This is a genomic window from Paenarthrobacter sp. NPDC090517 (genome assembly GCF_044769165.1).
Classification (GTDB): domain Bacteria; phylum Actinomycetota; class Actinomycetes; order Actinomycetales; family Micrococcaceae; genus Arthrobacter.
On record NZ_JBIVXN010000001.1, the window covers coordinates 275031 to 299835 of the forward strand.

A 24805-nucleotide genomic window follows, 5' to 3' on the forward strand; every position below is an offset into this window, starting at 1 on the left:
CAGGATGCCTTCGACAGCTCACGGTCTAGTGAGTGCGATACCCCGACGAGTAGTTGCGGGTGGGACGAATTCCGGGGCGCTGCAAGGGAACCCAGAGTTTATAGCGGTCCGCGCGGTAGTAAGAGACAGAGTAGTCAACCATTGCGCGGGCAACGAACGCGTGCCGCTGAATCTTGAGTAGCGGGGCGCCGACATCAACATTGAGAAGCCGGGCAGTTGATGGCGACGCCGCAGTAGCTTCAATCATGTCCTCACCCCACTCCATCACCAGGCCGAACCGTTCGCTCAGAACGTTGTACAGCGATGTTGGGGGGGCCTCGTCGAGAAGCCCGGGCACCCGGTGGGCCGGAATGAAGTTCTCATCTACGCTCATGGGTTCGTTGTCAGCCAGCAGCAGACGCCTGAACCGCACCAAGGGCGTTCCCTCGTCCAGTTGCAGCTCCCTGGCCAGGAACGCACTTGCCGCGATTTGCTCGAAGCTCAGAACCTTTGCAGCAGGCACCATGCCTCGACGCTGCATTTCTTCGCTGTAAGAGGTCAACTTCACCTGCAGATCCAGCTTTGGCTTCCTGACGAAGGTTCCAAGACCCACCACTCGCTCTATGACTTCTTCGCCAACCAGAGCATCAATGGCCTGGCGGACGGTCATTCTGGCCAGTCCGAAACGTTCCGACAGATCCCGCTCCGATGGAAGGGCAGAGCCTGGTGGGCAGGACTGAGCAATAAACGTTCGTAGGATCTCGCGCAGCTGAACGTAGATGGGAGTACCGCTGGCACGGTCGATCTCACCGGCGATGCTTGCTGCCTCAGCCACGGCGGACTTCCAGCAATTGAGTCATGATTCAAGGATAATTCAGCTGAGTCGGAGGTCTAGACCACCGGGACGAAAGGTGGAATGGGTTCCGCCGCGGCGGCTACGCTGGTATGGATCATTTTTCAGACGGAGGTTCCGTCGTATCAAAGGAGCTGGGTTGCCGGAGCAGAAAGCCTTCGTTGCCGCTGAAATCGGGCTGCACGCACGGGCCGCCGCCGTATTTGTCCGTGCTGTTACCGAGACGGGACTTCCGGTGACCATCCGCAAGCCCAACGGCCTTCCCGTGGACGCCCGTTCCCTCCTGGAGGTTATGACAGAGGATTTTGGTCATGGGTGCGAGGTCCTCCTAGCAGTAGCTCCAGATGCACTCAGCGACGATCAGAGCGTTCCGGAGGCTGAGAGTGCGCTCATTGCTCTTTCCGCCGTTCTGGAGGGCACACAAGCCCGCTGACAGCACTCCCAGCTTCATTGATGACCCTCAGAGGCTGACATTCGCCTTCCAGCAACCTTGAGGACTTAACGACGATGGGCCCCACCAAAGGTGGGGCCCATCGTTGTGTCATCAGTTAATTAGTGGGCGTGATCGCCGCGGCTGTACTCAAACACCCAGCCAACCAAGGCAATCAAGGCGAGACCGCCGGCGACGTACGTCACCCAGAAGCCAATGGCGAGGCCGAGGAAGCCACCCGCACAAGCCAAACCGAGAACCAGCGGCCACCAGCTCCAGGGGCTGAAGTGCCCCTGCTCGCCGGCGCCCTCGTGGATTTCTGCGTCGGGACGGTCTTCGGGTCGCAGACCAATGCGCTTACCCGTGAATCCGAGGTAGGCACCGATCATGCCGGCAAGCCCACCTACGAGGAGGATGCCCAGGACACCGACCCACTCATTCCATTCCGTCAGGAAGCCATAGGCGATGGCTACGGGAACGAAGAAGAAGACTCCGGCTCCGAAGAGCCACGATTCGATTTTCATTTGCTGACGTCCCTTTGGTCGGCGTTACCCAAAACGGCTGCTGCGGGTGACGGGGCCTCGGCGGTGTGAACCTGGGCCAACTCCGGGTGGTGAAGGTCCAGGGCCGGGCGCTCGGAGCGGATACGGGGCAAGGAAGTGAAGTTGTGGCGCGGCGGCGGGCAGGACGTTGCCCACTCCAGGGAGGCACCAAAGCCCCACGGATCATCCACTTCTACCTTCTTGTTGCTGCGCCAGGTGATGTAGACGTTCCAGAAGAACGGCAGGAGGGACGCACCCAGGACGAAGGAAGAAATAGTGGAGAACTGGTTCATCCACGTGAAGTTATCCTGCGGCATGTAGTCGGCGTAACGACGCGGCATACCTTCTACACCCAACCAGTGCTGGATGAGGAATGTGCCGTGGAAGCCGAGGAACAGCAACCAGAAGTGGATCTTGCCGAGGCGCTCGTTGAGCATCTTGCCCGTCCACTTGGGCCACCAGAAGTAGAACCCTGCGAACATGGCGAACACCACGGTACCGAACACCACGTAGTGGAAGTGCGCCACCACGAAGTATGAGTCGGATACGTGGAAGTCCAGCGGCGGTGAGGCCAGGATGATGCCGGTGAGACCACCGAAGAGGAAGGTCACCAGGAAGCCGATGCTCCAGAGCATGGGCGTTTCAAACGTAATGGAGCCCTGCCACAGTGTTCCGATCCAGTTGAAGAACTTCACGCCGGTTGGAACTGCGATGAGCATGGTCATGAACGCGAAGAACGGCAGCAGCACGGATCCGGTTACGTACATGTGGTGGGCCCACACGGTGACGGACAGTGCAGCGATAGCGATCGTCGCGTAAACCAGACCCTTGTAGCCAAAGATCGGCTTGCGGCTGAAGACCGGGAAGATCTCGGACACGATGCCGAAGAACGGCAACGCGATAATGTACACCTCGGGGTGGCCGAAGAACCAGAACAGGTGCTGCCAGAGAACTGCACCGCCATTTTCCGGGTCAAAGATGTGGGCACCAAACCGTCGATCCGCACCGAGTGCGAACAGGGCTGCAGCCAGCGGCGGGAACGCCATCAGTACCAGGATGGCCGTAACCAGCGTGTTCCAGGTGAAGATGGGCATGCGCCACATGGTCATGCCGGGTGCACGCATGCAGATGATGGTGGTGATGAAGTTGACGGCACCAAGGATGGTGCCGAAGCCGGACAGAGCCAGGCCGAAGACCCACAGGTCACCACCGACGCCGGGACTGAACGTTGTGTTCGAGAGCGGCGCGTACGCAAACCAACCGAACGATGCAGCACCCTGGGGTGTGATGAACCCGGACACGGCGATGGTTGAACCAAAGAGGAAGAACCAGAAAGCCAGGGCGTTCAGACGCGGGAAGGCAACATCGGGGGCGCCAATCTGCAGCGGCATGATGACGTTGGCAAAACCGGCAAACAGCGGTGTAGCAAACATCAGGAGCATCACGGTGCCGTGCATCGTGAACATCTGGTTGTACTGCTCTTTGGTCTGCAGGATCTGCATACCAGGCTCGAACAATTCAGCGCGGATCAACAGCGCCATAACGCCGCCGAGGCAGAAGAACACGAACGACGCAATCAGGTACATGTACCCGATGGTCTTGTGGTCCGTGGAGGTGATCCAGTTGACGACGATGCGTCCCTTGGATTTAGGAACTACGGGAGCTTCTAGGACCCCCGGTGCGGATTGAGTGTACGTAGCCACGTCGCTCCCCTTACTTGGTTTCGTTCAGGTTCGGGTTGCGGTCATATTCCGCACCGAGCAAGCCCGTGTTGCCATCCTGGCGCAGCTTCTCCATGTGAGCCTGGAATTCAGTCTCGGAGACAACCTTGACGCGGAAGAGCATTTCGGAGTGGTATTCACCGCAGAGTTCAGCGCACTTGCCATCGAAAGTGCCCTCCTTGGTGGGGGTGAACCTGATGTAGTTCGTCTTGCCGGGAATCATGTCGCGCTTCTGAAGGAAGGCGGGAACCCAGAAGGAGTGGATGACATCGCGGGAGTTCAGCTCCAGGTCCACTGACTTGCCAACCGGCAAGTACAGGGTGGGGAGCAGTTCCTTGTTGACCTCGGCACCGGTCAGGTGGGCTTGAACGCCGGCCTCGTGGAGGTCCTCGTTGATGACCTCACCCTTTTTGTAGTTGAAGTCCCAGGCCCACTGCTTGCCGCGGACGTCAACAACGACGTCGGCAGGCTGCGAGCGGTCATCGATCGCACGCTGGTCCTGGTCGGTGAAGTAGAAGAACACCAGCACCATGAACAGCGGGATGGTCAAGTAGAAGACCTCAAGCGGCAGGTTGTAGCTGAGCTGCTTGGGGAAACCCGTGGTGCCCTTGCGGCGGCGGTAAGCAATGATGCACCAGACCAGAAGGCCCCACGTGATAATACCGACTGCCAAGGCGGCGATCCATGAGTTGACCCAGAGGTCCATGATCCGGTCAGTGTGGTTGGTCGTGCCGCGCTCTGTAGGCAGCCAACCCTTCTCTACCTCTGGTGAACATCCGGTCAAAACCAACGCGCCGGCTAGTGCCAAGCCAGTGATCGATGTGATCTTTATGCGTCGGCTGCCGGTTCGGTTCTGCGAACTCACAGACGGCCCTTCCTCTTGTTGCTGTCTCCCGGCAGGCCGAAGGCTCACCGGGCACACTAAAAGTTTTACTACCCGATGTAGAGCTTACCGCTATCACGCGGTTTTCGCGCACATGTCGGCGCCGTGGCTCCGAACGGTTTCAAACCGCACGAAGAGGCGCCGACATGCGGCGATGGCTCACATCAGTGGAATGAATCGCCGCAGGCGCAAGACCCGCCGGCGTTCGGGTTGTCGATGGTGAAGCCCTGCTTCGAAATGGTGTCTTCGAAGTCAATGCTTGCGCCACTGAGGTAAGGAACGCTCATCTTGTCCACTACGACCTCAACGCCGTCGTAGTCGCGGACAGCGTCTCCGTCAAGCAGGCGCTCATCGAAGTAAAGCTGGTAGATCAGGCCCGAGCAGCCTCCAGGCTGGACTGCAACGCGCAGCCGAAGGTCTGTGCGCCCTTCCTGTTCGAGGAGGCTGCGGACCTTGCCTGCGGCGACGTCGGTCAGATTGACCTCGTGCGTGGCCAGTTCGTCGTTGTTGGTGACGAGCTGTGCTCCGGTGCTGTTTTCGTTGGTTGCAGTGCTCATTGGCCTACCTTCTTATGAAGCTCCTGGCGGCGGCGCCGGAACGCTGCCTGCCCTTACCCAATTACGTACGGGTTATAGCTAATGCTACGTCGCGCAGACGCTTAGCTATAACTCCTGACGTAACCACGGACAGCATTTCGTTGTTCCCGGCGCGCCGTGGGAGCTTAGGCCACCAAGCCCTCGGCGTTGAGGCGGGCCAGCATCAGGGCTTCGGCCAACACGGCATGCTGGAAGTCTCCGATGTGCAACGATTCGTTGGCGCTGTGCGCGCGGGAATCGGGGTCCTCCACACCTGTCACGAGGATCTGGACGTCCGGGTACATTTCCAAGAGGTCTGCAATAAACGGAATGGAGCCACCGATGCCCATTTCCACAGGTTTGACGCCCCATGATTCACCCAGCGCCCACAGGGCCACCCGCGCCGCAGCGGAAGTCGTATCGGTGGAAAAGGCATTGCCCCTCTCCCCCGGCGTGAACGTCACCTTTGCACCAAAGGGCGCATTGGCTTCAACGTGCTGCTTCAGGGCGGCCATTGCCGCTTCGGGATCCTGCCCGGGAGCCAACCGCATGCTGAATTTTGCGCGGGCCGCCGGTATGAGGGTGTTCGAGGCGACGTCCACGGCCGGGACGTCCATGCCGATGATGGACAGTGCCGGCTTGGTCCACAGGCGCGAGGCGATGGTTCCGCTCCCGGCGAGCCTCACGCCGTCGAGCACTGAGGCATCGGCGCGGTAGTCCGCTTCGGTGAGGTCTACGCCCACCTCGTCCCGGCCCACGAGGCCGGCCACCGCAACGTTACCGTCGTCGTCATGAAGTGTGGCGATGAGCCGGGACAAGAGAGTAGGAGCATCGAGCACCGGGCCGCCGAACATTCCCGAGTGGACGGCATGCTCCAGGACACGCACCTCGAAGGTGCCGTCCACCAAACCTCGAAGGCTGGTGGTCAGGGCGGGAACACCCACTTTCCAGTTACTGGAGTCGGCGACAACTATCACATCTGCCCGGAGAAGTTCCTGGTGCTCCTCAAGGAACGTCCGGAAAGTGGGCGACCCCGCTTCTTCCTCACCTTCGAAGAAGAAGGTCACACCGAGCCCGAAATCCTCGCCCAGGACCTTGGTGACGGCACTGTATGCGGCAAGGTGCGCCATGATTCCTGCTTTGTCGTCGGCGGCGCCCCGGCCGTACAACCGACCGTCGCGCTCTTGGGCGACAAACGGTTCGGAGTCCCAGAGGCTTCGATCCCCCGGCGGCTGGACGTCATGGTGCGCGTAGAGCAAGATGGTCGGTTTGCCTTCGGCGGCTGGTCGACGCGCGACCACGGCGGGACCACCGGGCGTACCGTCGGACTTGTTGCAGCGAAGGATGCGGACGTCGTCCATGCCGGCTTCCCTAACCAAGGTAGCCACGGCCTCAGCGCTTCGATCCAGTTCCCGGGGATCGAAGCTTGGCCATGCAATCCCCGGAATACCCACCAGTTCTTTCAGTGACGCGAGTGTGCTCTCGAAGGAATCGTTGACCGCCATGGTCAACGTCTCTATCGGGGTGGAGCCTGAGTGCCTTTGCTTGTTCTGCGGGATCTCCGCATTTGCTGAAGTCATGGGCCACACTTTACCGCCGGGGATTCTCCCGCCGTCGAACGTGCACCCCAGGCCACGGGGCTTCAAGCGGGGCAAAGGGCTTCAGCAACCGGACACGTAACGTGCGCCACCTTCTTGAGGGGTATTCTGTATGGGTGTTCGGACGCAAAAAGGAAGAGCCCAGCGCTCAATCAGTAGTAGATCAGGCCTACGCCACGGCACCGGAGTCCGGTGCGGGAAAAGGCGCCCCAACGCCCAAGCGGAAGGACCAGGAAGCGGCCCGCAAGCGCCCGTTGGTTCCCAATGACCGTAAGGCCTCCAAAGCAGCGGAAAGGGTAGCCATCCAGGACCAGCGGCAGAAGATGCGGCAGGCTCTCGACACAGGTGACGAGAGGTTCCTCCCCCTTCGCGACAAGGGACCGCAAAAGCGTTACACGCGTGACTACGTCGACGCACGCTTCAGCTTGGGCGAGTACCTCATGTTCGGCGCACTGCTGTTCGTCGTAATCTCCCTGATCATTCCGCCCACCAGCGCAGGCATCAGCTACGTCCTTATTGGATTCTGGATCATGTTCCTCGCTGTCTTTGTGGACGTGTTCATCCTGTCGCGCAAGCTTCGCAAGCGTCTTACCGAGAAGTTCGGTGAAGTGGAACGGGGCTCCATCTGGTACGGGTGCATGCGTGCCCTCCAGTTCCGCAAACTCCGCCTTCCCAAACCTCAGGTAAAGCGCGGCCAATTCCCCGCCTAGCCGCCGGAAACCCGGGTACCCCAACCCAGCGCCACAAGCTTTGCAATAAAGAAGACCCCGGACCATTGGTCCGGGGTCTTCTTGTAGCCGGTATCAGCGAGCTGCCCGCTGACGAAGTTTCACGAGGCCCTTGTTGATGCGCGAAGCCCAAAAAGGTCCTTCATAAAGGAAGGCTGTATAGCCCTGCACCAAAGTTGCGCCAGCATCCAAGCGGTCCTGAACATCCTGCGGCGTCTCCACGCCACCCACCGCAATGAGCACGAGCCGGTCCCCCACAGCGTCCTTGAGCCTGCGCAAAACTTCCAGGGACCGCTGCTTCAGGGGTGCTCCCGACAAGCCGCCCGCACCCAGGGACTCCACCTTCGCGGCGTCGGAGACGAGCGCCTCACGGGAAATCGTGGTGTTGGTGGCAATAATCCCATCGAGCTTCAGGTCCAGCGCAAGTCGTGCGACGTCGTCAACATCGTCATCAGACAGGTCCGGCGCGATCTTGACCAGAAGGGGTACATGCCGCCCGGCGGCTTCGTCGGCAGCATCGCCAACAGCCCGCAGCAAGGGACGCAATGTCTCCACATTCTGCAGCAAGCGCAGCCCCGGCGTATTCGGAGAACTAACGTTGACCACAAGGTAGTCGGCTGCCGGCGCCAGGCTGCGTGCGCTCACCAAGTAGTCCTCGGTGGCGTCGTCGAGCTCCACCAGCTTGGTCTTGCCGATGTTCACTCCAATAACGGGCCGGACGTCCGGGTGTTTCCGCTGCAAAGCAGCCCGTGCTGACTTGAGTCTCGGCGCGACTGCTGCGGCGCCGTCGTTGTTGAATCCCATACGGTTGATCACCGCTTTGTCCTCAATCAAACGGAACAGGCGGGGCTTTTCATTGCCTGGCTGGGCCTGGCCGGTGATGGTACCCACCTCCACATGTCCGAACCCGAGCTCAGACAAGGCTTCAATGCCGTGCCCCTCCTTATCGAAGCCTGCTGCAAGGCCGAACGGTGACGGAAAAGTAAGCCCCAGCGCCTCCGTCCGAAGGGAAGCATCAGGAGCTGTAATCCTGGAGAGAATCCGGCCGGCACCGGAACGGTGGGCCGCCCGGATCCCTTGGAAGCCGATCTTGTGGGCCTTCTCGGCATCCATCCAGGAGAAGGCCAAGTTGAAGAATGTGGGGTAAACACGCATGGTCCTAGTTTTCCCGCTTACTGACAACTCACCAAACCCATGACCCAGCCTGCCGCTAGCATGTAGGCATGACGCTGGAAAATCGTGACGCAGATCACGGAAGCCAAAAGGTCACTGCCGACGTCGTAGTCGTGGGAGCCGGGTTGTCCGGGATGGTTGCCGCGGCTACCGCCTATGCCGCTGGCAAGACAGTGGCTGTCCTGGATCAGGAACCGGGGGCATCCATGGGCGGTCAGGCGCACTGGTCCTTTGGCGGCCTTTTCATGGTCAACACGCCTGAGCAACAGCGCCTGGGGGTAAGGGACAGCACAGAACTCGCGCTTTCGGACTGGCTGGCATCGGCCGCATTTGACCGCTCCGCGGACCAGGAGGCCCGGGAGTGGGCAGAGGCCTATGTCCACTTCGCAGCAGGCGAGAAGCGGGCATGGCTACGGAGCCTGGGCGTACGCTTTTTTCCTTTGGTGCAGTGGGCTGAACGCGGCGGCTACGGGCCGCAGGGCCACGGCAATACCGTCCCCCGGTTCCACGTCACGTGGGGCACGGGACCGGCGCTGGTTGAACCGTTCCTCGCTAAGGTGCTGGAGGGCGTTGATACCGGAAGGGTCAGCCTTCACTTCAGGCATCGGGCCTTATCGCTGACGACGACGTCGGGGAGGGTCACCGGCGTTTCCGGCGAGGTACTGGAACCGTCGACGGCGGTCAGGGGCCAAGCATGCGGCCGCGTGGTCGTCGCGAGTTTTGAGGCAAGGGCAGGGGCTGTGGTGGTAACCACTGGCGGCATCGGCGGCGATCACGCCAAAGTGCGCCGGCAATGGCCGGACGACAAGGCTCCCGACTACATGCTCAGTGGAGTACCAGCTTCAGTTGACGGCGAGTTCCTGTCCGCCGTGGAATCCGCGGGCGCTGCCCTGGTCAACGGCGACCGCATGTGGCACTACCCCGAAGGTATCCACAACTATGATCCGGTGTGGCCCAACCATGGAATCCGCATCCTGCCCGGTCCATCCTCACTTTGGCTCGACGCCGAAGGACGTCAGTTGCCGGCGCCGCTCTTCCCTGGCTTTGACTCACAGGGTGCGCTTCGGCACATAGTCGGGACGGGACATGGATATTCGTGGTTTGTCCTCAACCGCACCATTGCGCTCAAGGAACTCGCACTCTCCGGGTCGGAGCAGAACCCCGATCTCACAGGCAAAGATCTTCGGCTGCTCGCAACGCGGCTCCGGCCTAACAGCGACTCGCCTATTCAGCGTTTCATGGACAAGGGTGTTGATTTTCTCCATGCGGCAACGCCTGTGGAGCTTGCTTCACGCATGAACCACCTCACAGGAAGTTCCTTGATCGACGGCGACGGGCTTGAGTCTCTGATCCGGGCAAGGGATAGCCAGGTCTCCAGCGGACTAGGCAAGGATCCGCAGTTGTCAGCAATCAGGACAGCACGGCGGTTTGCAACCGACAGGCTCATCCGGGTGGCTCCCCCGCATCGTTTGACGGACCCTGCGCACGGACCCTTGATAGCCATTCGGCTGTCTGTGCTGACACGTAAGAGCTTGGGCGGTCTCAGAACCGATATGCGCTCGAGGGTGCTGGACGACGAGGGGAACTACATCCCGGGCCTCTATGCGGCCGGAGAAGCTGCCGGATTCGGTGGAGGCGGTATCCACGGGTACCGGGCTTTGGAAGGAACATTCCTCGGCGGTTGCCTCTTCACTGGGCGGGCCGCGGGCCGTGACGCCGCTGCCAGTGTCTAAGCTAAAGCCATGGAGTGGACGGCTGACATTCTGGGAACCGACTTCCAGTCCTGCAGGGTAGACGCCCCGGGGCCGGATGGCATGGTCCGGCGCGCTACTTTGATTCGCCACAGGGTCCAGTCCAAAGACCAAGCCGACAGCGACGCTGATACAACTCCGAAGCGCTACGGTGCCGTTCTTTTCCTGCACGGTTGGAGCGATTACTTTTTCAATACCGAGCTGGCCCGCTTCTGGGCACAGCAAGGCTACGACTTCTATGCCCTTGACATGCACAACCACGGCCGGAGCCTACAGGCGGATATGCCCGGTGGCTACGTAGCCGACCTGGCCGACTACGACGGTGAGATTGAGAAGGCCATCGAAATCATTGGCCACGATCACGCTGCCTACTCACCGGGAAGCCTGACCCTGATGGGCCATTCAACCGGAGGACTGGTTGCAGCGCTTTGGGCCAGCCGCCACCCGGACGACATCCAATACCTGATTCTCGACAGTCCGTGGCTGGAGATGCATGGTAGTTCATTGGTGCGGCGCGCCGCGCAAGCCATGGTATCGCCGATCGCGAAGATCCGCCCGGAGATGGTTTTGAGGTTGCCGGAGCGGGGCTTCTACTTCCGGAGCATCAGCAGCACTGCTGAAGGGGAATGGACCTTGGATGAGAACTATAGGCCCCCGCTCGCTTTCCCTGTTCGCGCAGGTTGGTTGAGCGCTGTGTTCGCAGGCCATTCGCAAGTTGCCCGTGGTTTGAAGCTGGAGATGCCTGTCCTCGTGCTGACTTCCACCACCAGCGCCAATGGCATGGTGTGGCAGGAATCGATGCGCCGATCGGACGCCGTACTGGACGTCAGCGTCATTGCACTGCGGGCGATGACCCTGGGCCGGACAGTTACCTTGGAACGCATCGACGGAGCCCTCCATGACGTCTTCCTTTCAGCGCCGGCGGTAAGGAAGGACGCTTATTCACGACTTGCCCGGTGGGTCAACGGATTTATGGCCAACAATGAGCCGGATCGTCGGTGGGAAGGGGACGCATGACCACCACGGAGGAGTCGGTTTCACTATGGCAGCCTGATGTCCTCGGCCACGGCTATGAGCGTATGGATTTGCGCTTGAAACCCGACGAGGAGGGGCCGGTAAAAGCGACCCTCGTCAGGCATGCACCGCCTGTGGCCCATACGTCCCAGCAAGGCGTGCTTGACTTCTTGGCTTCCTTTGCCAAGCGCAAACCACGCCCAGCCCCATCTGATCCCGGCGGAGCCCCGAAGGTGGTCCTTTACCTGCACGGATGGGCGGACTACTTTCTTCAGACGGAGCTGGCCGAGTACCTAACGGCGTCTGGATTTCACTTCTATGCCCTGGACCTCCGGAAATTCGGTCGCAGCCTACTACCGGGACAGACACCAGGCTACACAACCGATCTTGGCGTTTACGACGAAGACCTCGCCGCCGCATTACGTGAGATCGAACGGGACGTGGCAACAAGGACCAATAACGCGACGCCGCCCACTATCCACCTGCTTGCCCATTCCTTGGGCGGCTTGATCGCAGCCCTTTGGGCCGACCGTAATCCCGGCCGGGTGGGGACGTTGGTCCTTAATTCTCCATGGCTTGAACTGCAGGGAAGCAGCCTTGTCCGAAGCATCGCCATGCATCTGGTGGAACCCTTTGCCCGGACCGATCCAAAACGTCCTTTCAGGTTCCCGGAAATGCCCGCATATTGGGAAAGTGTCAGCAACGAGGCGCATGGCGAGTGGATGCTGGATACGGTGTGGCGTCCGCGGGCTTCGTTTCCTATCCGGGCTGGATGGACGAAAGCGGTTCTAGCAGGCCACGCCGCGGTGGAGCGCAAGCTCAACATAGACGCCCCCGTGCTTGTGCTCTTGTCCGGGAGGACCAGGATCCAGGCCGAATGGACTGCCGACCTCATGCGTGCCGATGCAGTCATCGACGTTGAAGAAACGTCGCGGCGGGCGCTTGGGCTTGCCCGAAGGACCGCTGTTTTCCGCTATCCCGGCGCCCTGCACGACGTGTTTCTGTCAAGACGCACAGTCCGCCAACAGGCATACCGTGACGTTGCCGTGTGGCTGGCGGCTTATCCGTACTGACTTAACGTGCGTGTGCTATTTGACAGCGGGCGCTGCGTCCACGGCCCCTCCATAGCGACGGTCGCGTTTGGCATAAATTTCGACGGCGTCCCAAAGGGTCCGCCGATCCACGTCCGGCCATAACGTGTCCATGAAGACGAACTCCGCGTAAGCGGACTGCCACAGAAGGAAGTTGGATAGCCTCTGCTCCCCTGAACTGCGCAGGAAAAGATCCACATCGGGAAGATCCGGCTCATCCAAGTACTTCTGAATGGTCTTCTCCGACACCGACCCTGGCTTCAACCGGCCGGCGGCGACGTCGTGCGCAATGGCGGAAACGGCGTCGGCAATTTCTGCACGTCCACCGTAATTAACACACATGGTCAGCGTGCAGGTGTCATTGGCCCGGGTGTAGTCCTCTGCCTCTTCCAGCTCCTTGATGACCGATCCCCAGAGACGGGGCCGGCGGCCTGCCCAACGGATGCGGACACCCCACTCATCGAGTTGGTTACGTTGGCGTCGTAGTACATCCTTGTTAAATCCCATGAGGAATCGAACTTCTTCCGGTGACCGGCGCCAGTTCTCGGTGGAGAACGCGTAAACGCTGACGTACTTGATCCCGAGTTCGATCGCTCCTGCCATGACGTCCAAGAGCGCAGGCTCGCCGGCCTTGTGTCCCTCTATCCGAGGGAGGCCCCGCTGATTAGCCCAACGCCCGTTGCCGTCCATGACTATGGCCACGTGCTGCGGAATGAGCTCACTTGGAATACTCGGCGGCAAGGCTCCGGAAGGGTGTCCGTAAGGGGCAACCACGGGGGCAGTCCTCGCCGCTGTTGATTTACTCTTCTTTCCAAGTACCACTGTCAGCTTCGCTCCACGTGTTTGAGTGATTTCAGGGCCCGTTCAAGATGCCACTGGAGGTAACTGGCCACCAAACCGGCAGCTTCCCTCCTGTGTCGCGGATCCGAAGCATCAGCGACGCTCCAATTGCCAGTTAGCAAGGCGCCCAGCAACAGCACTGTCTCCGGCGCCGGAGCCGGAGAGCCCGGGGGCCTGCAGTCGCCGCAAACCATGCCACCAACGGGGGCGGCAAAGGCTGTATGAGGACCGGGACGGCCACAACGCGCGCAATCAGTGAAGCTGGGCGCCCAGCCGCCGGTGGCCAACGCCCTCAAAAGATAAGAATCGAGAATGAGCTCAGGTGGATGGTCCGAACGGCTCAAGGCAGCAAGCGCACCAACCAGCAGATTATATTGGGCGGTCCCTGATTCGGTATCAGCATCCGTGAGTTTCTCGGCAGTCTCCGTCATGGCTGCAGCCACAGTGAACCGCCCATAATCGGCCGCGATGCTACTTCCGTACGCGCCCTTCGCCACGGCCTGGGTCACAATGTCCAAGGTCCGGCCCGAGACCAGTTGCAGGTCCGCCACCATGAAGGGCTCCAGTCGCGCCCCGAAGCGGCTACTGGTCCTGCGAACACCCTTGGCAACGGCACGAACCTGACCATGGTGCTTGGTCAGCAAGGTGATGATTCGATCCGCCTCGCCCAACTTGTGGGTACGAAGCACCACGGCATCGTCCCGATAGGACCGCGCTGCAAACGACGGATTGGCCACAACTAATCTTCCCACTATGCCTGGTCCGGCAGTGTTCTCCGGACCGTGTGGTGACGGTATTTCCCGTCACCACACGGTGGGCTTAGGCCTGGGCGTCCCGGACGGCCCGGTTCACTGCCGAGATCAATGCCTTGAGGGAGGACGTGGTGGTGCTGGGGTCAATTCCGACACCCCACAAAACGCGTTCTCCGACAGCACATTCAACGTATGCCGCAGCACTGGCACTGCCGCCTTCGGACAGAGCGTGCTCGCTGTAATCGAGCACCCGCACGTCAACGCCGTCGTGGTGGAGTATGTCCAACAGGGCTGCAATGGGACCATTGCCGTGGCCGGTGCGGCGGACTTCGACGCCGTCGATCCGCAGGTTTGCGTTCATGGTCATGGCGCCCGATTCATCCGTCTCGGTGCTCACGCTACCCAGCCCATAGCGACCCCACTGAGCCTGCTCTTCTTCGGAAGGCAAGTACTCATCCTGGAAGATCTGCCACAGCTGGGCACCGCTGACCTCGCCGCCCACGGCGTCGGTACGACGCTGGATGACTCCGGAGAACTCGATCTGCGCCCGGCGGGGCAAATCCAGGTTGTGCTCGTTCTTCAGCAGGTAGGCCACGCCTCCCTTGCCGGACTGCGAGTTAACCCGGATAACAGCTTCATAGCTGCGGCCGAGGTCCTTGGGGTCGATGGGCAGGTACGGAACCTGCCAGGTGAAGTCGTCAACCGACTTCCCGGCAGCAGCAGCGTCCTTCTCGAGCGCCTCAAAGCCCTTCTTGATGGCATCCTGGTGCGAACCGGAGAAGGCCGTAAAGACGAGGTCGCCACCGTAGGGCGAACGCTCCGGGACCGGCAGCTGGTTGCAGTACTCCACAGTTCGGCGTATCTCATCGATATCTGAGAAATCAATCATGGGGTCTACACCCTGCACGAACATGTTGAGCCCCAGCGTCACCAAGTCGACGTTGCCGGTACGTTCGCCGTTGCCGAACAAGCAACCTTCAATGCGGTCGGCGCCTGCCAGGTAACCCAGCTCAGCTGCAGCTACGCCGGTGCCGCGGTCGTTGTGCGGGTGGAGGGAGATGATGATTCCCTCGCGGGGGTGCAGGTTCCTGTGCATCCACTCGATGGAATCTGCATAGACGTTGGGGGTTGCCATTTCCACCGTGGCCGGCAGGTTGATGATGACCTGCTTGTCGGCAGATGCCTCAAAGACATCTGCAATGGCGTTGCAGACGCGGGCGGCATACTCGAGTTCGGTTCCCGTGAATGACTCCGGTGAGTACTCATACGTGATGTGCGTGTCTGTCAGGGTCTCTTCATACTTCTTGCACAGACGTGCACCCTGCAGGGCAATATCCAGAATGCCGTCTTCGTCCTGGTTGAATACAACGCGACGCTGCAATACGGACGTGGAGTTGTAGAGGTGGACGATAGCCTGCTTGGCGCCGACCAGGGATTCGTAGGTGCGTTCGATCAAGTGTTCGCGCGCCTGCGTCAGAACCTGGATACTGACGTCGTCCGGAATATGACCGCCCTCGATGAGCTGGCGAACAAAGTCGAAGTCAGTCTGCGACGCTGAGGGGAAGCCAACCTCGATTTCCTTATAGCCCATCTTGACGAGCAGCTGGAACATCTTCAGCTTGCGGGCCGGGCTCATGGGATCAATCAGTGCCTGATTGCCATCGCGCAGGTCAACTGCGCACCAACGCGGAGCCTTGGTGATGACCTTGTCCGGCCAAGTGCGGTCCGGGACCTCGACAGTGATTTGATCCTGAAACGGCAGGTAGCGGTGAATCGGCATACCGGAGGGCTTTTGTGCATTACGCATGACGTGTGGCCTTTTCTCTAAGAACTAAATGAAAGCTTAGCCGGACACAACGGAACTCCGCGGCGAGGATGGCCCAGCTTCAGATAGCTTTCAGGCCTCGCCGCGGCAGCTAAGAAGAAGCATCGCCGTACGCACAAATTCACACTAACACGATGCGTATGATGACAGTGCAACACCTCATGCAACGTCCACTATGCAGACGCCGCGACGGTGGAAACGCCGACTGCAGTGTCCACACAAGGAGCCACAGTGCCACAGTCGGGGATCTCTCTTTCCAACATCGATCACAGCGTCCGGCCCCAGGACGACCTCTATCAGCACGTCAATGGCGCGTGGCTCAACAGCACAACGATTCCGGACGACAGGCCGCTTGAAGGCACTTTCACGGCTTTGCGCGATGGCGCGGAATTGGCCGTGAAGGCGATCATCGAAGAGGCGTCCGCCAAAGGCGGGTCAGCCACCGGCGTCGAACAGAAAGTTGGCGGACTCTACGCCAGCTTCATGGACGAAGAAGCAGCCGAGGCGAAAGGGATGGAGCCCGTGCGGGGCCGTCTTGACGAGGTTCGCGAGGCGGGCTCCCCAGCGGAACTGGCTGCCCTGATCGGGCGATTGTTCCGCTCGGACGTCTCCGGACTGTTCTCGATCTACCCCGCGCCGGACGCAGGCAACCCGGAACGTATTCTCCTCTATATCGGACAAGGTGGCTTGGGATTGCCGGACGAGTCCTACTACCGCGAAGAAAAGTTCGCGGCCATCGTCGCGGCCTATGGCGACTACATTGCCAAGCTGTTCAACCTCGCGGGCATCCCCGACGCACAAGCTGCCTCCAAGCGCATCGTCGCACTCGAAACCGCCTTGGCATCCCATCATTGGGACAACGTCACGCTGCGGGATCCCCAGAAGACCTACAACCTCAAGACCGCGGCTGAAGCCGTGGAATTGTTCCCCCTGCTCGACACCTGGTTCCAGGCGGCAAGGGTGGAACCAGCCAAGCGAAGCGAAATTGTGGTGAGCACGCCGGACTTCTTTGCGGGCGCGGCAGCTTTGCTGGAATCCGAGCCCTTGGAGACGTGGAAAGAGTGGCTGACGCTCCGGGTTCTCAGTTCGGCGGCGCCCTATCTTTCGTCCGCCTTCGTTTCCACGAACTTCGACTTTTACGGCACCACGCTCAGCGGTACGCCGCAGAACAAGGAGCGGTGGAAGCGCGGGGTGGCCGTGGTCGAAGCGGCCCTCGGCGAGGCAGTAGGCCAGATCTATGTTGAAAGGCACTTCCCTGCCGGACACAAAGCAAGGATGGAGACTCTGGTCTCAAACCTGATCGAAGCGTATCGGGAGAGTATCTCGTCCCTTGGCTGGATGGGCGAGGAGACCAAGAAAGAGGCACTGAAGAAACTGGACGCGTTCCGTCCCAAGATCGGTTTCCCGGACAAGTGGATCGATTACTCCTCTGTTGAAATTGACCCGACGGATCTCATCGGCAACGTGGAGCGTGCCCATGATGCCGATGTGGACAGGCACCTGGATGAGATCGGCAAGCCTGTCGATCTCACCAAGTGGCTTATGACACCTCAGACCGTAAATGCTTACTACCATCCAATGCTCAACGAGATCGTCTTCCCGGCAGCTATCCTTCAGCCTCCCTTCTTTAACGCAGACGCGGATGACGCTGTGAATTATGGCGGCATCGGCGCGGTGATCGGTCACGAAATCGGCCATGGTTTCGACGACCAAGGGTCCCAGTTCGATGGCAGCGGGGCGCTCCGGAATTGGTGGACGGAGGACGACCGAACAGCCTTCGAGGCCCTGACGGCGAAACTGGTTGCCCAGTACGACGCCCTGTCCCCCTACGCTGCGCCGGACCATAAGGTCAACGGCAAGCTCACTCTGGGCGAGAACATCGGCGACCTCGGAGGCCTCACTATTGCCTATAAGGCCTATCTCCTGAGCCTGAACGGAGCCGAGCCGGAGGTCCTTGACGGCTTCACGGGCTTCCAGCGATTCTTCATGTCGTGGGCTGCAGGTTGGCGCCAGGTAATCCGCACCGAAGAAGCGATCCGGAGACTGGCTACGGACCCCCACTCCCCCAATGAATTCCGTACCAACGCCATTGCCCGCAACCTCGATGCCTTCCATGAAGCGTTCTCCGTGACGGAAGCCGATGGGATGTGGATGGAACCCGGGGAACGCGTCAGCATCTGGTAGTACCCGGAAGCACAACGGCCGGCCAGTTGAAAGAACTGGCCGGCCGTTGCTGTGTTCCGCTAAAGCAGGGAATCTACTACTGGTCTATGTAGAGCGGATTAACCTGTTGGCAAACGGCATCACTGGCCGTTTGGTTGACAACATCTGACGGTACCGAGGCTGCACCGTAGGCGGTTCCGGTGCCGAAATCCGTGCCAACGTACAGCTGCACGCCAGCGACACCCGGGGCCTCCTGAACCTGGGCGGCCGGTATGCCGAACAGTGTGGCAACGTCGGCAGCCACATCCGCAAAACCCGGCCCGTAGTAAAGCACAGTCTGATCCACAGGATTGGCCAAGTAGGACACCGTCTGGGCAAATCCGTTCCCGGTAAGCACAGTCATGAGCTCCTGTGCCCGGCTAGCGACGCCGCTGCCGTTGGCAACGGCTACCGGCTGGATCGCTTTGTCGTATGCGGGCGCGGCAGGCGCGGGGGCCGTTGGCTGAGGAGCCGGGCTTTCACTGGGCGCAGGCGTGGACGTCGCACCGGGTGTTGTGAGGTCGAGGTCTGCACGAAGTGCTGCGAACAGCTGTGATGCCTGAGGCTCGACGAGTTCCAATCTGTTGGGGTCAGCCGCGGCCGCTTGGGTGGGCACAGCCACAAACGCCACTTTGGAAACGTCAATGTCCTTCAGCCGCCCACCGATGGTCAACAGCGATGGAACTGACGCCAGGCCCTCGTCTACTGTCAGGTTCTGCGTGACCACATCCGCAATCTGCAACAGCCTCTGCGGGTTGCCCAACGTCCCCTCGTCCTTGAGCTTCCTGGTGAGGGATGAGAGGAACGCTTGCTGCCCCTTGATGCGGCCGAGGTCGCCTCCGTCACCGAAGGCATGCCTGGTCCGGAGGAATGCCAAAGCCTGTTCGCCTTCCACCAAGGAATCACCCTTGGCCAGACGGAGCCTGGAATCCGGGTCAAAGACGGGATCACTGACGCAAACGTTGACGCCGCCCACAGCGTGGGAAAGCTCCTTGACCGCGTTGAAATCAGCCATCATGAAGTGGTCAATCTCCAAGCCAGTCAACTGGTTGACGGTATCCACGGCGCAACCGATTCCAGCCTCGGCCATGGCTTCATTGATCATCACCCCGCTCCGGGCAGGGAAAGTCTGGTTATTGGTGCGGTCCGTGCACTGTGGCACATCCACCAACAGGTCCCGCGGGAAACTCAAGACGTTGACCCGTTTGTTGTCCGCGGAGATATCCAGGAGCATCATGACATCGGAGTGGCCATAGCCGGTGGAGTCTTCAACACTGCCGTATGCGGCGTTCTTTCCGTCGCGGGTGTCGGAGCCAAGGATCAGGATCTGTAGTCGATCCGTCTTGTCATCAACCAGCGGATCACCGGCATTGCGTGTTTCGCCGGCGCTTAACGGCGCTTTGGTGATATTGGTCTGCAATCGGATAAACCAAAAAGCAGCAAAGGCAACGCCTGCAACCAAGGCAACTGAGACCACTGCGGCACCGATTTTCAACCAAAGCGGCAGGCCTTTGGGCGCCTTCATATGGCGAGGGGTACCGTCGGCATCCTCTCCATGGCGTGCCCCAGCGGGGCCAGCGGTGCCGGTGCCCTGCGGGCGGGCGTCACGACGTCGCACTATTTGGTTTACCTTTCATCAAACAGCTGGATCCCCGCAATCATAGTTGCCGTTTCTGGGAAGTTCCTTATCGGGCCCGAAGCCACGCCGGATCCATTGACGCGAATCAGAACCCGAGTTTGACCAGTTGCTTGGGGTCCCGCTGCCAGTCTTTAGCTACTTTTACGTGGAGATCAAGGTAAATCCGAGTACCGAGCAGCGTTTCAATTCCTTTGCGGGCGTTGGTTCCTACCTCACGCAACCGGCTTCCCCCTTTACCGATGATGATGGCCTTCTGCGAAGGACGCTCGACATAAAGATTGACTCGAACATCCAAGAGCGGGTTGTCCTCGGTCCGGCCTTCGCGGGGAACAATTTCCTCCACCACCACTGCCAGGGAGTGCGGGAGCTCATCACGTACGCCCTCAAGGGCCGCTTCGCGAATTAGCTCAGCGATCATGACGGCCTCCGGCTCGTCAGTCAGCTCGCCATCAGGATAAAGCGGCGGCGACGACGGCATGTGGCTGATCAGCACATCTGCCACAGTTGAAACCTGGAAACCATCGGCAGCGGAAACCGGCACGATGTCAGCCCAGCCCTGCTCACCAAGGACGTCGCGTCCCAGTGCGGCCACTGCGAGCAGTTGCTCCGTTAACGCCTGACGGTCCACAAGGTCCGTTTTAGTCACCAGCGCCACGATCGGCTTACGTCCGACGGCGGCCAGTTGCGCCGCGATGTATTTGTCACCGGGACCGATTTTTTCGTTCGCCGGCAGGCAAAAGCCAATAGCATCGACTTCCGCCAGGGTGTCTGCCACAAGCTCATTGAGACGCTTTCCCAGGAGGGTCCGGGGACGGTGGAGGCCCGGCGTGTCCACAAGGATGAGCTGGGCATCATCGCGGTGAACGATCCCGCGGATCGTGTGACGTGTAGTCTGCGGCTTGGCCGAGGTGATGGCAACCTTCTGGCCAACCAAAGCATTGGTCAAAGTCGACTTTCCCGCGTTGGGTCGGCCGACAAGCACCGAGAAACCAGCGTGGAAGCCACCGAAATCGGCATCGGCATCGAATTTCTTATTTTGCTTGCTCACGTGGAACTCCCTGTTGCGTTGAGTCGGCGTCATCGAGTAGGTCTTCAAAGTCAGTGTCTTCCTTTGGCATGGCTGCCGCAATGATGTGGCTGACCCGGTTTCGGCGACCCTCCAGCCTATCTGCCCGGAGCGATATACCGTTCACTTCTACGGAGCTCCCAACAATGGGAACCTGACCAAGGGCTTTCGCCAGAAGGCCACCCACCGTATCCACTTCGTCGTCGTCGAGGTCGATGTCGAACAACTCGCCGAGGTCATCGATGCTCATACGGGCGCTCACGCGGTAGGTGCCATCGCCAAGGTCGACCGCTTCCTCGGCGGCGGCGTCGTATTCATCCACAATCTCGCCGACGATCTCCTCAATGAGGTCCTCAAGGGTGACCAGTCCGGCGGTGCCGCCGTACTCGTCGATCACGATCGCTACGTGCGTGGACTCCTTTTGCAGTTCCCTCAGGAGGTCGCTCACTGGCTTGGACTCCGGAACATAACGGACTTCCCTTGCAAGTGAGTCAACATCATGGGCTTGCAATCCAGGTTCGCTGCGATGCATTGCTGCAGCCACATCCTTGAGGTAAAGAATTCCACGGATCTGATCCGTATTCTCACCGATGACAGGGATCCTTGAATAGCCCGATCGCAGGAAAAGGCCCATTGCAGTCTCGAGGTCCGAGCCCGTACCGATGCTGACAATATCCGTGCGGGGAACCATCACGGAACGGACCAAAGTGTCGCCGAAGTCGAAGACTGAATGAATGAGTTCAGCTTCATTGTCTTCGATCATGTCCGACTCGGCGGCTCGATCCACGAACTCACGGAACTCTTCTTCGCTGACAAACGCGTCGTCCCCGCTCGGGGCGCCGGGTGCGACTGCCTGCCCCAAGGCCACCAGCCAGCCGGGGATGGGGCCCAATATCCAGCACAGGAACCTGATCAGCGGTGCAGTGAAACGAACGACGGGTCCGGAGTGGGCCCTGCCCAGCTGCCGGGGAGACACACCCACCAGTACGAAGCCAATCACCGCCATGATGCCCGTAGCTGCGAGCCCGGCCAGCCATACGTTGTCCAGCAAACTGTGCAGGACGACGGCCACGGCAACTGCTGCCGCCATCTCGAACCAGACGCGCCAAAAGCGCAGGGCGCGCATGTGGGCAATCGGGTTCTTGAGAATGCCCCCCAGCGCTTTGCCCTTGCTGCGGACTATTGATTGTTCGGCCTCATGCCGGGGCAGGAAGTTGAACGCAGCCTCGGCTGCGGTCAGCAGGGCAACGAAGCTGAGGAAAACCAGCGCCATGCCGACCAGGATGATCGAGGTCACTGCATGGTCTCCATGGGGGCATCCTTGCCCAGGAATTCAGACAGCAGTTCCCGCTGCAAGCCGAACATCTCTTCCTTTTCCTCCGGCTCCGCATGGTCAAAACCAAGCAGGTGGAGGATGCCATGGGTGGTCAGGAGCAGCATTTCATCCTGCGTGGCATGCCCGGCGTTGCGTGCCTGCACCTCGGCCACCTGCGGGCAGATGGCGATATCACCCAGCATGCCCTGCGGCGTGGGCTTGTCCGGAGTGCCCGGCGTCAATTCGTCCATGGGTACCGACAACACGTCCGTAGCTCCGGGCTCGTCCATGAGTTCGATGTGCAGCTTTTCCATGGCCGGTTCATCGACAAGGAGAATGGACAGTTCGGCCTGGGGGTGGATGTACAGACGCTCAAAGATGAAGCGTGACAACGTCACCAGCTGCGCTTCGTCCACCGCTACACCGGACTCGTTGTTTACTTCAATGCTCATTTACGTTCTCCACGTTGGTACTGTGCGCCAGCGGCGTCGGTGCGGTGTGCGTCGTCCCATGTGCTGTAGGCAGAGACGATGTCGGCAACCAAGCGGTGCCGCACCACGTCAGCGGCCTCCAGGATGGAGAAATTGACGTCGTCAATCCCCTTCAGGATCTCCCTGACGATCCTCAGGCCCGATGTTGAACCGGAAGGCAGGTCAATCTGGGTGACATCGCCTGTGACCACCATTTTCGATCCGAAACCGAGGCGGGTGAGGAACATTTTCATCTGCTCCGGAGTGGTGTTCTGCGCTTCATCGAGAATGATGAAGGCGTCGTTCAGTGTCCGCCCTCGCATATAGGCCAAAGGAGCGACCTCGATGGTCCCCGCAGCCATCAAACGTGGGATGGATTCGGGATCCATCATGTCGTGCAGAGCGTCATAGAGCGGGCGAAGATAGGGGTCGATTTTGTCGCTCAGCGTACCTGGGAGGAAGCCCAGCCTCTCCCCTGCTTCCACCGCAGGGCGGGTCAGGATGATCCGGCTGACTTCCTTCGTCTGCAGGGCCTGCACTGCTTTGGCCATTGCCAGGTACGTCTTTCCAGTACCTGCCGGACCAATTCCAAAAATCACGGTGTTGTCGTCAATGGCGTCAACATAGTTCTTCTGGTTCAGCGTCTTTGGCCGTATGGTCTTACCCCTGCTGGACAGGATGTTGTGCGTCAGGACATCCGCCGGATTCTGCACGGACTGCGTCCTCAACAGGGACACAAGCTGCTGCAGTATGTCCGGAGTGACCACCGTCCCCTTCGCCACGAGCCCCCTGACTTCCTCCAGGAGACGCATGATGCGTGGAATGACTGTGGAAGGCCCGGTCATGGAGAGTTCGTTGCCGCGGACGTGGAAATTGACGTCCTGGAACTGTTCCTCGATGTATCGCAAGGCTTCATCGTGGCTGCCCAACGAGTGAACCATTTGGTCGGAGTTGTCGAACGTGACAACTTCCGTGCGCGTACCCGGTAGTGTGTGCGGGAACTCGGTGGGCGGCTGGTTGCCGTTTCCGGTCCTGAGCCGCCCGTTCAAAGATTCACTCATAGTGCTGGCCTTAGGGCCTTTTCTCCTCCGGTTGGGTCGTATTACGCCATCGATTCGACATTCGTGGCCGCTGAAAGACGCCCGTCCGGATGCCGGAATGTCTTCAATCCTACGCCAGCCCGGCCCCTGATGAACCTAACGGACGGCATCACCAAGGCCTCCCCCGTCATGTCATACATTTTGTCTCAACTCTGCATCAAGCCGGTATCAATCATGTTTCAGTTGGCGCCTTGCAGCCCGAACCCGGCCGACCGCCGTCGACGATGTGCCAAGCTGGCATAGCGGGTGGATCAGCACCCTGTGGTCCGGCCCGGTGGCTGCGGTCACCAAGAGACACGTTAAGGCAGGAAGCCCATCACGACGCCAGTAATCATCGGGAATGGCGCGCGCAGGCGGACGAGGTCCGTCATCGCCGTGCCGGCGATGTTTGCTGTCCTCTTACTGACCGGTTGCATCGCCAACGGCGGCGGTAGCCAAGCAAGCGTTAGTTCGCCACCGGTCACCGTACAGGACGCCCCGGCCAGCCACGCCCCGCTGGAGACCACGCAGGCTTCCACCAAAATCCCCGTGTACTGGATTGGACGCAGCAAGGAGGAGGTCTACCTCTACCGCGAGTTCAGGGACATTTCGAGTGACGAAAATCCTGTGACGACGGCGCTTCGGATCATGATGGCCGAAAAACCCTTGGACCACGACTTCTTCACGCCGTGGCAGGACCCTGAGAGTCTTGCTACGTCCATCTCAGGCAAAAATGTGATCACTGTTGATATTTCGCGGGACGCCTTCAATTCAAACCTCGACGCCGGAATGGCGCATCGCGCCGTCCAACAATTGGTCTACACGGCAACGGCAGCAGCCTCCTCCTCGGGCCTCATAAACTCGGGCCAGCAAATCCAGGTTGTCATTTTGGTTGATGGACACAAGGACTACATGGCGTTCGGGCAGGTGCAGCTCGGCCAACCCATGGAACGGAATGCCTCCTTGGTTGCGCCGCTCTGGATTATCGATCCCCAGGAAGAAACGTCCTTGCCGGCCGGCGTTGTCAAGTTCAATGGCCGCAGCACCGACAGCTCCAGGCCCGTGAGTTGGCAAATCCTCCAAGAGAACGGCAAGGGCGAAAAGACCGGCCTGCTCACCGGCCAAACCAAGGCGACTGGTGAACCCGGCCAATACGGACTTTTCACGTTCAGCGCGACGTTGAAGACCGGAAAGTATGAGTTGCGGGTTTCACAGGTAGATGAAGCCGGCGCCACCATCGAAACAAGCACCGACACCCGCCTGTTCAACGTCGGATAGC

Annotated in this window: 22 protein-coding genes; 7 read left to right on the forward strand and 15 right to left on the reverse strand. The window is 60.1% G+C overall.

The genetic code is table 11. From position 1 onward, the window contains the following. Positions 1 to 25: 25 nt before the first annotated feature. On the reverse strand, positions 26 to 814 hold the full coding sequence (locus ACIQTW_RS01250) for a GntR family transcriptional regulator (protein WP_402932834.1): 789 nt from the start codon (positions 812 to 814) through the stop codon (positions 26 to 28). A gap of 157 nt (positions 815 to 971) precedes the next feature. Between ACIQTW_RS01250 and ACIQTW_RS01255 the strand changes: the two genes are divergently transcribed. After that, on the forward strand, positions 972 to 1265 hold the full coding sequence (locus tag ACIQTW_RS01255) for an HPr family phosphocarrier protein (protein WP_402932836.1): 294 nt from the start codon (positions 972 to 974) through the stop codon (positions 1263 to 1265). Positions 1266 to 1384: 119 nt separating this feature from the next. Here the strand turns inward: ACIQTW_RS01255 and ACIQTW_RS01260 are convergent, their stop codons facing one another. From ACIQTW_RS01260 to ACIQTW_RS01280, 5 genes are all read right to left on the reverse strand, one after another. After that, positions 1385 to 1786, reverse strand: a complete 402-nt coding sequence (locus ACIQTW_RS01260; RefSeq protein ID WP_017197598.1) for a cytochrome c oxidase subunit 4 — start codon at positions 1784 to 1786, stop codon at positions 1385 to 1387. Beyond that, positions 1783 to 3507 (reverse strand): cytochrome c oxidase subunit I, encoded by a 1725-nt coding sequence (gene ctaD, locus ACIQTW_RS01265; protein WP_011774899.1) that lies wholly within the window; start codon positions 3505 to 3507, stop codon positions 1783 to 1785. The genes ACIQTW_RS01260 and ctaD overlap by 4 nt, the downstream gene beginning before the upstream one ends. 10 nt (positions 3508 to 3517) lie before the next feature. Next, positions 3518 to 4390 (reverse strand): cytochrome c oxidase subunit II, encoded by an 873-nt coding sequence (gene coxB / locus ACIQTW_RS01270; protein ID WP_091467712.1) that lies wholly within the window; start codon positions 4388 to 4390, stop codon positions 3518 to 3520. A 182-nt stretch (positions 4391 to 4572) separates the two neighbouring features. After that, entirely contained in the window at positions 4573 to 4965 is a 393-nt protein-coding gene (locus tag ACIQTW_RS01275; RefSeq protein WP_402932840.1) for a HesB/IscA family protein, read from the reverse strand. 164 nt (positions 4966 to 5129) lie between these two features. Further along, positions 5130 to 6563: a dipeptidase gene (locus ACIQTW_RS01280; protein WP_402932842.1), complete on the reverse strand. Its 1434-nt coding sequence runs from the start codon at positions 6561 to 6563 to the stop codon at positions 5130 to 5132. Positions 6564 to 6697: 134 nt separating this feature from the next. On the opposite strand from ACIQTW_RS01280, the gene ACIQTW_RS01285 reads away from it, so the two are divergent. Beyond that, positions 6698 to 7291 (forward strand): DUF3043 domain-containing protein, encoded by a 594-nt coding sequence (locus ACIQTW_RS01285; protein WP_402932844.1) that lies wholly within the window; start codon positions 6698 to 6700, stop codon positions 7289 to 7291. Positions 7292 to 7384: 93 nt separating this feature from the next. On the opposite strand, the gene ACIQTW_RS01290 is transcribed toward ACIQTW_RS01285, so the two are convergent. Further along, positions 7385 to 8464 (reverse strand): quinone-dependent dihydroorotate dehydrogenase, encoded by a 1080-nt coding sequence (locus tag ACIQTW_RS01290; RefSeq protein WP_402932847.1) that lies wholly within the window; start codon positions 8462 to 8464, stop codon positions 7385 to 7387. Positions 8465 to 8532: 68 nt separating this feature from the next. Between ACIQTW_RS01290 and ACIQTW_RS01295 the strand changes: the two genes are divergently transcribed. From ACIQTW_RS01295 to ACIQTW_RS01305, 3 genes are read left to right on the forward strand one after another with little or no spacing between them, the layout of a single operon-like run. Then, positions 8533 to 10215, forward strand: coding sequence for an FAD-binding dehydrogenase (locus ACIQTW_RS01295; RefSeq protein ID WP_402932849.1), 1683 nt, complete (start codon positions 8533 to 8535; stop codon positions 10213 to 10215). 9 nt (positions 10216 to 10224) lie between these two features. After that, a complete protein-coding gene (locus ACIQTW_RS01300; RefSeq protein WP_402932852.1) occupies positions 10225 to 11250 on the forward strand; it encodes an alpha/beta hydrolase in 1026 nt (341 codons plus the stop codon). Further along, positions 11247 to 12320, forward strand: a complete 1074-nt coding sequence (locus tag ACIQTW_RS01305) for an alpha/beta hydrolase (protein WP_402932855.1) — start codon at positions 11247 to 11249, stop codon at positions 12318 to 12320. Before ACIQTW_RS01300 ends, ACIQTW_RS01305 begins: the two co-directional genes overlap by 4 nt. A gap of 15 nt (positions 12321 to 12335) precedes the next feature. On the opposite strand, the gene ACIQTW_RS01310 is transcribed toward ACIQTW_RS01305, so the two are convergent. From ACIQTW_RS01310 to leuA, 3 genes are all read right to left on the reverse strand, one after another. Continuing rightward, a complete protein-coding gene (locus tag ACIQTW_RS01310; RefSeq protein ID WP_017197593.1) occupies positions 12336 to 13160 on the reverse strand; it encodes an isoprenyl transferase in 825 nt (274 codons plus the stop codon). A 2-nt stretch (positions 13161 to 13162) separates the two neighbouring features. Beyond that, on the reverse strand, positions 13163 to 13915 hold the full coding sequence (gene recO / locus ACIQTW_RS01315; RefSeq protein ID WP_091467725.1) for a DNA repair protein RecO: 753 nt from the start codon (positions 13913 to 13915) through the stop codon (positions 13163 to 13165). A gap of 82 nt (positions 13916 to 13997) precedes the next feature. Further along, positions 13998 to 15737: a 2-isopropylmalate synthase gene (leuA, locus tag ACIQTW_RS01320; protein ID WP_402932859.1), complete on the reverse strand. Its 1740-nt coding sequence runs from the start codon at positions 15735 to 15737 to the stop codon at positions 13998 to 14000. Between the two features lie 249 nt (positions 15738 to 15986). Here leuA and ACIQTW_RS01325 point away from each other — a divergent pair, with 249 nt between their 5' ends. Continuing rightward, positions 15987 to 17939, forward strand: a complete 1953-nt coding sequence (locus tag ACIQTW_RS01325) for a M13 family metallopeptidase (protein WP_402932861.1) — start codon at positions 15987 to 15989, stop codon at positions 17937 to 17939. A gap of 76 nt (positions 17940 to 18015) precedes the next feature. Here ACIQTW_RS01325 and ACIQTW_RS01330 read toward each other — a convergent pair whose 3' ends face one another. The 5 genes from ACIQTW_RS01330 to ACIQTW_RS01350 all read right to left on the reverse strand — a co-directional run bounded on the left by ACIQTW_RS01330 (position 18016) and on the right by ACIQTW_RS01350 (position 23508). Further along, complete coding sequence (locus ACIQTW_RS01330; RefSeq protein ID WP_402932863.1) at positions 18016 to 19575, reverse strand: LCP family protein; 1560 nt, start codon at positions 19573 to 19575, stop codon at positions 18016 to 18018. Between the two features lie 106 nt (positions 19576 to 19681). Then, positions 19682 to 20644: a GTPase Era gene (gene era, locus ACIQTW_RS01335; protein WP_017197589.1), complete on the reverse strand. Its 963-nt coding sequence runs from the start codon at positions 20642 to 20644 to the stop codon at positions 19682 to 19684. Continuing rightward, positions 20628 to 21959: a hemolysin family protein gene (locus ACIQTW_RS01340; protein WP_402932866.1), complete on the reverse strand. Its 1332-nt coding sequence runs from the start codon at positions 21957 to 21959 to the stop codon at positions 20628 to 20630. Before ACIQTW_RS01340 ends, era begins: the two co-directional genes overlap by 17 nt. After that, complete coding sequence (gene ybeY, locus ACIQTW_RS01345; protein ID WP_017197588.1) at positions 21956 to 22429, reverse strand: rRNA maturation RNase YbeY; 474 nt, start codon at positions 22427 to 22429, stop codon at positions 21956 to 21958. The genes ACIQTW_RS01340 and ybeY overlap by 4 nt, the downstream gene beginning before the upstream one ends. Further along, positions 22426 to 23508 (reverse strand): PhoH family protein, encoded by a 1083-nt coding sequence (locus ACIQTW_RS01350; protein WP_402932868.1) that lies wholly within the window; start codon positions 23506 to 23508, stop codon positions 22426 to 22428. The genes ybeY and ACIQTW_RS01350 overlap by 4 nt, the downstream gene beginning before the upstream one ends. Positions 23509 to 23931: 423 nt before the next feature. Between ACIQTW_RS01350 and ACIQTW_RS01355 the strand changes: the two genes are divergently transcribed. Continuing rightward, complete coding sequence (locus tag ACIQTW_RS01355; RefSeq protein ID WP_402936161.1) at positions 23932 to 24804, forward strand: GerMN domain-containing protein; 873 nt, start codon at positions 23932 to 23934, stop codon at positions 24802 to 24804. Position 24805 lies beyond the last annotated feature (1 nt).

What these genes read in the sequence shown, in the direction of transcription:
- ACIQTW_RS01280 (WP_402932842.1), bottom strand. Translation starts at nt 6,563, where the DNA reads ATGACTTCAGCAAATGCGGAGATCCCGCAGAACAAGCAAAGGCACTCA.
- ACIQTW_RS01305 (WP_402932855.1), top strand. Translation starts at nt 11,247, where the DNA reads ATGACCACCACGGAGGAGTCGGTTTCACTATGGCAGCCTGATGTCCTC.
- ACIQTW_RS01290 (WP_402932847.1), bottom strand. Translation starts at nt 8,464, where the DNA reads ATGCGTGTTTACCCCACATTCTTCAACTTGGCCTTCTCCTGGATGGAT.
- ACIQTW_RS01275 (WP_402932840.1), bottom strand. Translation starts at nt 4,965, where the DNA reads ATGAGCACTGCAACCAACGAAAACAGCACCGGAGCACAGCTCGTCACC.
- ACIQTW_RS01260 (WP_017197598.1), bottom strand. Translation starts at nt 1,786, where the DNA reads ATGAAAATCGAATCGTGGCTCTTCGGAGCCGGAGTCTTCTTCTTCGTT.
- leuA (WP_402932859.1), bottom strand. Translation starts at nt 15,737, where the DNA reads ATGCGTAATGCACAAAAGCCCTCCGGTATGCCGATTCACCGCTACCTG.
- ACIQTW_RS01355 (WP_402936161.1), top strand. Translation starts at nt 23,932, where the DNA reads ATGTTTGCTGTCCTCTTACTGACCGGTTGCATCGCCAACGGCGGCGGT.
- ACIQTW_RS01300 (WP_402932852.1), top strand. Translation starts at nt 10,225, where the DNA reads ATGGAGTGGACGGCTGACATTCTGGGAACCGACTTCCAGTCCTGCAGG.
- ACIQTW_RS01295 (WP_402932849.1), top strand. Translation starts at nt 8,533, where the DNA reads ATGACGCTGGAAAATCGTGACGCAGATCACGGAAGCCAAAAGGTCACT.
- ACIQTW_RS01350 (WP_402932868.1), bottom strand. Translation starts at nt 23,508, where the DNA reads ATGAGTGAATCTTTGAACGGGCGGCTCAGGACCGGAAACGGCAACCAG.
- ybeY (WP_017197588.1), bottom strand. Translation starts at nt 22,429, where the DNA reads ATGAGCATTGAAGTAAACAACGAGTCCGGTGTAGCGGTGGACGAAGCG.